The sequence below is a fragment of the Caballeronia sp. genome, from assembly GCF_028292365.1.
Taxonomy (GTDB): Bacteria; Pseudomonadota; Gammaproteobacteria; order Burkholderiales; family Burkholderiaceae; genus Caballeronia.
In genome coordinates this window covers 25,038-32,827 of sequence record NZ_JAQGMM010000091.1, presented here as the reverse complement: position 1 = coordinate 32,827, position 7,790 = coordinate 25,038, and the positions used below count along the sequence as shown (strand labels likewise).

The following is a 7,790-nucleotide window of genomic DNA, read 5'->3' as shown; positions in this document are numbered from 1 at the left end:
CGGATTGCGCGACACTAAACGCATTGCCCGGCGCAAGGATCACGTTCTCGGCCAGCGCCCGGCGGGCAACGTCCGTTGCATCCAGTCCCTCGGGCAGCTTGCACCAGAGAAACATACCGCCTCGCGGCTCGATCCATGGTTCGATGCCCAGTGCTTGCAGCCGTGCGCCTGTTTGTCCCATCGAACGGGACAAACGCTCTCGTAAGCTCTCCATGTGCTTTCTGTAGGTGCCGTCTTTCAGTACGCCGAGGATGAGTTCGCCTGACAGACGTCCGCCGCCAAATGAGGTGGCAATCTTTAGATCAATCAATTGCTCGACCCAGTCGCGTCGCACCGCGATAAAGCCGCACCGTACTGACGCCGAGAGGCTCTTGGAAAAGCTGCCGATATGGACGACTCGTTCCAGGCCGTCGAACGCTGCCAGGCGTGGAGCGGATTCGTGCTCGAAGTCGCCGAAGATATCGTCTTCAATAATCGTGAGGCCCGACTGGTCCGCGAACTTCAGGAGCCGATGCGCAACAACCGGCGAGAGCGTTGCGCCCGTCGGGTTATGAAGCGCCGAGTTGGTGATGTACAAGCGCGGCCGATGCTCCGCGAGCGCCTGTGCGAACAGGTCAATATCGGGACCTGCCGGCGTATACGGAACGCTTATGACCTTGGCCCGGTGAGCACGCAGCAAGGCTAGGAAATTGAAATAGCAGGGGTCATCGACGAGTACTGTATCGCCCGGTTCGAGCAGCAGGCGGCATAGCAGGTCGATAGCTTGCGTGCCGGATTCGGTGAGGATGATCTGATCAGGCGCCGCTTCAATGCCGCGATCCGCCATGCGACGGGCGAGCCATTGCCGCAGCGCCGGGAGCCCCAGGGATGTGCCGTAGTCGGCCAGCACGGCAGCGTCGGTGCGCGCGACGGATCTCAATGCGCGTCGCAGCCCCGCCTCCGGCAGCCATGACGCAGGCAGCCAGCCGCAACCGGGTTTCAACGCATTCGCGCCGGCCTCCAGCGATTGTCGTGACACCCAGAACGGATCGACAACGCGATCGAGGCGCGGGCCCAATTCAGCAAGCGACAGCGGCGGCAAGTGTCCAGCGACGTAAAAGCCCGAACCGCGGCGCGACTGGATGACCCCTTCGGCAGCGAGGCGATCATAGGCTTCCACCACGGTCGACTTCGAGACTTGCAAGGTTTCGGCGAAGCCCCGGATGGACGGAACCTTGGCGCCTGGGGCCAGCGTGCGGCCGGCAATCCGTTGGCGGAGCGTTTGCATGACGCGCTCGACCAGGGTGCCGGCGTCTGTGCCCAAGAAAGTGGTGTCTTCCATGTGTACTGATTTTTAACCCATACAGTTTTCCGTAACTGTAGTGCACTGTCTCTGGAAAATCCATGCTTTGCGGCCCGATACTGCTAGCTGAAAATAGGGGAGCATGATGGACAAGACGGCAAGCGGATGGATGAACGGTTTTCTCGGGATGCTGATTTTCAGCGGCTCATTGCCCGCAACACGCGTCGCGGTCGCAGCCTTCGACCCGGTCTTCCTCACGGTCGCGCGTGCGGGAATCGCGGGCTTGCTCGGACTTGCGCTCTTGCTGGTGTTCCGGCAAAAGCGGCCCGAACGAAGCGATCTGATCTCGCTCGCGGTGGTGGCGTGCGGCGTCGTCATCGGCTTTCCGCTGCTGACCGCCCTTGCGCTCAAGCACATCACCGCCGCTCATTCAGTTGTGTTTGTTGCATTGCTGCCGCTGTCGACCGCCATCTTCGGCGTGCTGCGAGGAGGCGAACATCCCCGCCCGGCGTTCTGGTTGTTTTCCGGCTTCGGCGCGTTGCTTGTAGCCGGTTTTGCGCTAGCCCGGGGAACGGGGGCGTCGCCTGTCGGCGATCTGCTGATGTTCGCGGCCATCATTGTCTGCGGGCTGGGTTACGCCGAAGGCGGCCGGCTCTCGCGCAAGCTCGGCGGCTGGCAGGTGATCTCGTGGGCGCTGGTGTTGTCGCTGCCTATCATGGCGCCGCTGGCGCTGATCACCATGCCGTCGACCTGGGCCGACGTGGGTGGATCGGCATGGATGGGCCTTGCCTATGTGTCTTTGTTCAGCATGTTGATCGGCTTTGTCTTCTGGTACCGAGGGCTGGCTCAGGGCGGTATTGCGGCAGTGGGGCAGTTGCAATTACTGCAGCCGTTCTTCGGACTCGTGCTTGCCGCGACCTTGTTGCATGAGCCAGTCGGCTGGCCGATGGTGGCCGTTGCAACGGCCGTGGTGCTATGCGTGGTTGGAGCCAAGCGGTTCGCGCGACCGGCGGACGTCGCGTTATCGCGGTAGGGCATTTTCCGGCGGCTGCGATGAGCGCGGCCTCATTCACTATTGAGCGTCGACGACTACTTTCCCCTTGGTGGTTCCCGCTGTAATTGCCTGATAAGCGAGGTCCGCGCTAGCCAGGTCGAAACTGCGAGGATCCACTCTGGGCACGACCTTTCCCGCTTCGACCAGTTGCGTCGCTACTTGCAGCATTTCCCCATGGTGCTCACGATGCTTGCCGGTTAGCAGCGTGGAGAGCGTGAATATGCCCGAATACGTTGCTTCGCGGAATGACAACGGCGCAAGGGCGTGTGTCCCCCAGCCGAGCGCGCTCACCACATGCCCGAATTGCTTGACCGCTGAAAACGACGCGTCCAGCGTTGCACCGCCAACCGTGTCGGCCACCAGGTCAAAACCTTCTCCACCGGTGTGTTCCTGAACGTATTGTTCGACTGAATATTCACGATAGTCGATAGCAGTTGCGCCATAACTCGCCATGAGTTCGGCATCACCCTTGCTCACCGTTGCAAAAACGCGGGCGCCTAACGCTTGCGCGAGTTGCACGGACACGTGTCCGACACCCCCTGCTCCGCCTTGTACAAGCACAGTTTGCCTCGCTTTAAGCCGCGCCCTGTCCACGATTCCCTGATAAGACGTGATGAAGCTCAGCGGCAGGGCGGCGGCCTCTTTCATCGACAGGTTAGAGGGCTTTAACGCGATCAGACGCGCATCGACTGCTGCAAACTGGGCGAGCGAACCCTGAATGCCGCCAACACCGCCAGTCATTCCGTACACCTCATCACTTACCTTGAACTGAGCAACGCCCGGCCCGACCGCTTCGACCACGCCCGCCATGTCGATACCCAGCACCAGCGGCAGCGGATGCTTGGCATGCGCTGCGCTACCGGCGCGAATCTTGGTGTCAAGTGGATTCAAACCGCTCGCTTTAATTCGGACCAGCACCTGTCCGGGTCCCACGCTTGGGCGAGAGAGCTCTGTCAGTTCAAGCGGCCCGTTATAGCGGTTCAGAACCAGCGCTTGCATGTTCATGGTGTTTCTCCCGGCGATTGAGCGAATTTGCTTGATTCATCTTCGTCCATGCGGGAAATTACGACAATCGACGTTATTGCACGACGACCAAACGTTTATGCATGAGGCAAAATGGACTGGGGTGACGTTCGGATTTTCCTGGCGATTGCGCGCACGGGTTCGCTCGGCGCGGCCGCAAAACAGACCGGTCAGACACAGCCGACAATGGGTCGCCGCCTGCGAGCCCTTGAATCAGCAGTCGGCCAAACCCTCTTTCAACGCACCACAGACGGCTTTGTCCTGACAGATGAAGGAGCAGCCGTCCTGATGCACGCGGAGCGTATGGAGGAGGACGCATTCGCGTTCGAGCGCTCGTTGGCCGGCAAGGAGCAGCATCTGACGGGCGTGCTGCGGGTTTCATCGTCGGACTGGTTTGGCATTCATGTCCTGACGCCACTCTTCGCCGAATTCCTGAGGGCGAATCCATACGTAAGCATCGAGCTCGTGACCGACTCCCGCCAATTTAATCTGGCAAGGCGAGACGCGGATCTGCTGTTTCGCATTACGCAGTTCGACGAACCCGACGTGATTCAGCGAAAGTTCATGCACATGGACTACGCGCTGTATTCTCCAGTCGACATGGTTCCGCCACAGGCCGGCGACGGCGAAGGGTATAACCTCGTCACCATGGACAGCGCATTTGGAACGCTGCCCGACGTCGAATGGGCTAAACGCCTGCTGCCGAAAGCGCACGTTGCGTTCGGCAGCAACAACCGCGGTGCACAAGCCAGGATGTGCGCGGAGGGCGGCGGACTAGCCGTCCTCCCTTGTGCGCTCGGCGACAATACGACCGGCATACACCGCATCGATCTGGGAGGGGGCCCGCCGGGTCGCGACGTCTGGTTCGGCTACCATCGCGACCTGCGCCGGCTTGGGAGACTGAGGGCGCTGCTTGACCTGGTCATAGAGCGCCTGGCGAACAGGTGAATCTGCTGGTTCGTTCTATTTTTCTGTTTGATTCCGCGATCTCATGCTTTCATCAAGCTTCCTGCGTATCGATGATTAAGGCGGCCAGGTGGATTAGAAGCGTGAAAATGGGCCCGGAATACTGCCGCATGCGTATCGCTCCGGCGATACGTTACGCTCGGCAAACTCCGCGAGCTGAACGATCGTACACTTGCGAATTCACTTTCCGAATTCCGTTTCCTTAACGAGTCGGAATTTGCGGCGAATGAATTGTTTCACCAGATTCAGTGTCTGGCGCTGTCTGGCGCTGCGTGTAGGATGCCGTTAATATCGATGTCTGGATCAGTTGGGCTGGGCGTGGTATTGGTATCCCTTGACCCGCAACCTCGCTGTTCCCGAGTCGACCCGGCGTGATGCGCGTACACTACCGCTGTTTCAGTGAAGAGGCCCGTGGGGAACCCCTGCGTGCAGGCAGCACCTCTTGAATCGTCGGCTGATACGGCAGTTGTCGTGGCGGCGTCACGGCGACTGAAGACTCCGACAAAGTTCGCAGCCTGGAATGCCGCTAATCCGGCAACCATCGGTCCGGCAGGCTTGATCTGTTCGCCAGGGGGCCGGCTGGCTGAAACACAATCGCGAAGCCGCTATTAAAACGCGATTCCTTCTGCGCTGGCCTTTGTTGATCAATACGCTGCCGAACACCCATACAACTTCAAAGAACGACTTTTTATAATGCAAACGGAAATGCCCACCCTTAAAGAATTGCTCGCGCAACGCGAAGCGCTTCAGGACCAATTGAACGTCGCCCGACAACGCCAGGCCGAAATCGTCCTCGCTGAAATAGTCGCAAAGATGGGCGAATATAAGATCTCGCTTGCCGAGCTGATGGGACATAACACTCAGGTCAAGACAAGCGCACCAGTGGCCGTTACAACGGGCGCACCAAAATATCGTGATGCGGTGAGTGGCGCGACCTGGTCTGGCCGTGGTCGGGCTCCCCACTGGATCGTCGACAAAAACCGTGACGAATTCCTGGTAGATGCCTGAACGGGTACCGTTGCGCGGCGCATCGGCCCTATTGCATGTGATTGAGTGACGCGAGCCAGGCGATGCTCGAGGGATTCGAAAGATCCCGGATATCGGGTGAAAGAATTTGAGCGGCACCTAAGACGCTACGTAAGACCCTACTGAAGACGAACTGACGCCATGCCGTTGTCTATAAACGAGCGGGTCGGGCGCCGCATGTTCTGATCTACGAAGCACTTCCAGTGATCTGGCATTGACGCACTACGCGAGATGCGAGCTATACTAAAGCAGTTGCATATGCATCTTATTTTGGCGCCAACGACGTTTTCCCCGTGCCAAGAGGGTGCTTAACTGCGGTATCGCAACGGCTTGGGAATATTCGCCGCTAATCGAATCTGGAATGTCATGTTCACGGACTGTTACTGCACACAATTCCGTCGCTCGGCAAACGCTTTAACAAGCGTCTACGACGACGCGCTTCGGCCGATCGGATTAAAAATTACGCAGTTCTCGCTTCTCCGCGCGCTCGAGCGCCTTGGATCGGCGACCTTCACTGAGATCGCGGTGGAAGCGGCGCTGGATAAGACCACTATCTCGAGAAACCTCAAGGTCTTGATCGATGCCGGCTGGGTCAAGGTCGGCAGTGAAGAAGACGCCCGTTTCAAGGTCGCGACTCTGAGCAAGGAGGGGTTGAAAATGCTGCGACGTGCGGAGCCTCACTGGCAGGTCGCCCAGAAACAGGTTGAAAGCGAAGTTCAAAAGTTCATGAAGGGGCCAGCCAGCAAGCGGCTGTTGGAAGCGCTCGAAACGCTTCAGGGTGTGGGGCGAGAGGTGTGACGCTTGTGTCAGTTTCGACTGACGGTTCGTTGAATCGACTATCGGGTTAACACGTGTATCTGGCCCGTAGTGCCAGCAATAAGATGTAGCTACAACTATCTCGTCGCTGGTGCATTTGTCTAATTAGTTGTAGCTGCAACTGTACGTTGCTGATCCTCATCAGTTGCACAGTAATTGCGTATGCAGCAGATGAATCGCAGCAACGAAGGCATTTTTTTCTTGCTCAAGGATGGTCCATATGCCTACCTATATTGTTTCTGCTGCCACCGGCCGCCTCTCTGCGGATGCAAAACAACGCATAGCACAAGACATCACCCGGATTCACAATCAGGCCACCGGCGCGCAGTCATTCTTCGCTCAGGTGATTTTCAACGAAGTGCCGCAAGGCAATCATTTCGTGGGTGGAAGTCCCCTTCGTTCGGAACAGATTTTCGTACACGGACACATTCGTGCCGGTCGCACCGCAGAGCGCAAGCGTGAGTTGCTTGAGGGCATTGTCGACGCGATTTCGAAAACCACAGCCGTTGCCAAGCGGTACGTCTGGGCCTATATATCCGAACTGCCTCCGGCGCAGATGATCGAATACGGCCATGTGCTACCGGAACCGGGTTCTGAACAAAACTGGCTCTCATCGCTGCCCGCCGAAGACCGTGACCACATGCAAAGCATTTGAAAATGCGTCTGCTGCACGCGGCGCCGCTTTCAAAGACGACGATCGGTCGACGTTCACCGCGAGCATTGATCGATCGCTTGCACAAGCGAATCCTGCAGCGCCGGGTCCTGGAAAAAAGCGTCGAGACTCCGATGTTCATCGTTTGCGAATGCCTGAAGGCATCGTGCATTGTTTGCGCGGTTGCTTGAGACAGAGCAGGCAAGCGCGACCAGCAGCGCTGCCAGTCCAAGGATTGCCATAACCGCGCTGGCGGCGCGTACTGGCGACCATCGCCACCCCACGCGCTTTTCAACCACGGCCATGCGCCGCAACTCGCTATCCATTTCCTTGCCTCCATTATGATTAGCAAGACAACTATTTGACCTTAAAAAAGCGTTGGACTTACACCAAAGCTTTCCTCACGCCGTGCATGGATGTGACCGCCGATTCGAACAAATCCGGGCCGATCTTTGCGCGCAAGGTTCGTGCAATTTTGGCGCTGGCGTTATTGATTGGCCGATCGAGCGCCAGACCGGATGAAGTGGGATGGACCGTCCATTCCCGGCCGTCTTCCTTGGCTTGGCGGCGTTCAACGAGTTGCTTTTCGCAGAGGCTGTCGATCAGTCTGGTTGCGGTGGGTCGCGCTATGCCCAGGATGTCGGCCACCTGACTGCTGAGGCAGCCGGGCGTAGCCAGCACGACTCGAAGCACAAATCCTTGGGGTGGTGTTAGCCCGAATTCTGCGTATACAACAGTCCACTCCCGCTCCACGAGACGGGCGAGGGCAGCCGAGTTGAAGTAAAGGCAGTGATCGAACATGACCGCATTAAATCACAAAGTAGTTAGCAAGGCAATTAATTGCAGGCTTGTTGTCCCGGTGGGTATGCCCCGTGCGTTTTATGCCGAAAACGCATTTCCACCGCATTTCCATCGATACCTATTTGCAAATCGGGATTTCTTGGTTTGTGATGGTTTCGCGTGCCGTTACT

9 protein-coding genes are annotated in these 7,790 nt (G+C 58.1%); 5 read left to right on the top strand and 4 right to left on the bottom strand.

Annotated elements, in window-relative coordinates; translation table 11 throughout:
• Positions 1-1,267 (bottom strand): PLP-dependent aminotransferase family protein (locus JWR14_RS05725; protein ID WP_299702835.1); only part of this gene is annotated, 1,267 nt, incomplete at its 3' end.
• A 160-nt stretch (positions 1,268-1,427) separates the two neighbouring features.
• On the opposite strand from JWR14_RS05725, the gene JWR14_RS05720 reads away from it, so the two are divergent.
• Positions 1,428-2,315, top strand: a complete 888-nt coding sequence (locus tag JWR14_RS05720; protein ID WP_299702840.1) for a DMT family transporter — start codon at positions 1,428-1,430, stop codon at positions 2,313-2,315.
• A gap of 39 nt (positions 2,316-2,354) precedes the next feature.
• On the opposite strand, the gene JWR14_RS05715 is transcribed toward JWR14_RS05720, so the two are convergent.
• Complete coding sequence (locus JWR14_RS05715; protein WP_299702832.1) at positions 2,355-3,341, bottom strand: zinc-dependent alcohol dehydrogenase family protein; 987 nt, start codon at positions 3,339-3,341, stop codon at positions 2,355-2,357.
• Positions 3,342-3,452: 111 nt separating this feature from the next.
• On the opposite strand from JWR14_RS05715, the gene JWR14_RS05710 reads away from it, so the two are divergent.
• The 4 genes from JWR14_RS05710 to JWR14_RS05695 all read left to right on the top strand — a co-directional run bounded on the left by JWR14_RS05710 (position 3,453) and on the right by JWR14_RS05695 (position 6,822).
• Positions 3,453-4,307: a LysR family transcriptional regulator gene (locus tag JWR14_RS05710; protein WP_299702829.1), complete on the top strand. Its 855-nt coding sequence runs from the start codon at positions 3,453-3,455 to the stop codon at positions 4,305-4,307.
• Between the two features lie 711 nt (positions 4,308-5,018).
• Positions 5,019-5,333: an H-NS histone family protein gene (locus tag JWR14_RS05705; protein ID WP_299702826.1), complete on the top strand. Its 315-nt coding sequence runs from the start codon at positions 5,019-5,021 to the stop codon at positions 5,331-5,333.
• Positions 5,334-5,717: 384 nt separating this feature from the next.
• Positions 5,718-6,149, top strand: a complete 432-nt coding sequence (locus JWR14_RS05700; protein ID WP_299702823.1) for a MarR family winged helix-turn-helix transcriptional regulator — start codon at positions 5,718-5,720, stop codon at positions 6,147-6,149.
• Between the two features lie 238 nt (positions 6,150-6,387).
• Positions 6,388-6,822 (top strand): tautomerase family protein, encoded by a 435-nt coding sequence (locus tag JWR14_RS05695; RefSeq protein ID WP_299702820.1) that lies wholly within the window; start codon positions 6,388-6,390, stop codon positions 6,820-6,822.
• A 53-nt stretch (positions 6,823-6,875) separates the two neighbouring features.
• Here JWR14_RS05695 and JWR14_RS05690 read toward each other — a convergent pair whose 3' ends face one another.
• Together JWR14_RS05690 and JWR14_RS05685 are read right to left on the bottom strand one after the other, a co-directional pair.
• Complete coding sequence (locus tag JWR14_RS05690) at positions 6,876-7,145, bottom strand: hypothetical protein (RefSeq protein ID WP_299702817.1); 270 nt, start codon at positions 7,143-7,145, stop codon at positions 6,876-6,878.
• Between the two features lie 58 nt (positions 7,146-7,203).
• Positions 7,204-7,620 (bottom strand): MarR family winged helix-turn-helix transcriptional regulator, encoded by a 417-nt coding sequence (locus tag JWR14_RS05685; protein ID WP_299702814.1) that lies wholly within the window; start codon positions 7,618-7,620, stop codon positions 7,204-7,206.
• Positions 7,621-7,790: the final 170 nt, after the last annotated feature.

Bases quoted from the DNA above. Each gene is read 5' to 3' on its own strand.
- JWR14_RS05720 (WP_299702840.1), top strand. From the start codon at position 1,428: ATGGACAAGACGGCAAGCGGATGGATGAACGGTTTTCTCGGGATGCTG.
- JWR14_RS05715 (WP_299702832.1), bottom strand. From the start codon at position 3,341: ATGAACATGCAAGCGCTGGTTCTGAACCGCTATAACGGGCCGCTTGAA.
- JWR14_RS05710 (WP_299702829.1), top strand. From the start codon at position 3,453: ATGGACTGGGGTGACGTTCGGATTTTCCTGGCGATTGCGCGCACGGGT.
- JWR14_RS05705 (WP_299702826.1), top strand. From the start codon at position 5,019: ATGCAAACGGAAATGCCCACCCTTAAAGAATTGCTCGCGCAACGCGAA.
- JWR14_RS05700 (WP_299702823.1), top strand. From the start codon at position 5,718: ATGTTCACGGACTGTTACTGCACACAATTCCGTCGCTCGGCAAACGCT.
- JWR14_RS05695 (WP_299702820.1), top strand. From the start codon at position 6,388: ATGCCTACCTATATTGTTTCTGCTGCCACCGGCCGCCTCTCTGCGGAT.
- JWR14_RS05690 (WP_299702817.1), bottom strand. From the start codon at position 7,145: ATGGATAGCGAGTTGCGGCGCATGGCCGTGGTTGAAAAGCGCGTGGGG.
- JWR14_RS05685 (WP_299702814.1), bottom strand. From the start codon at position 7,620: ATGTTCGATCACTGCCTTTACTTCAACTCGGCTGCCCTCGCCCGTCTC.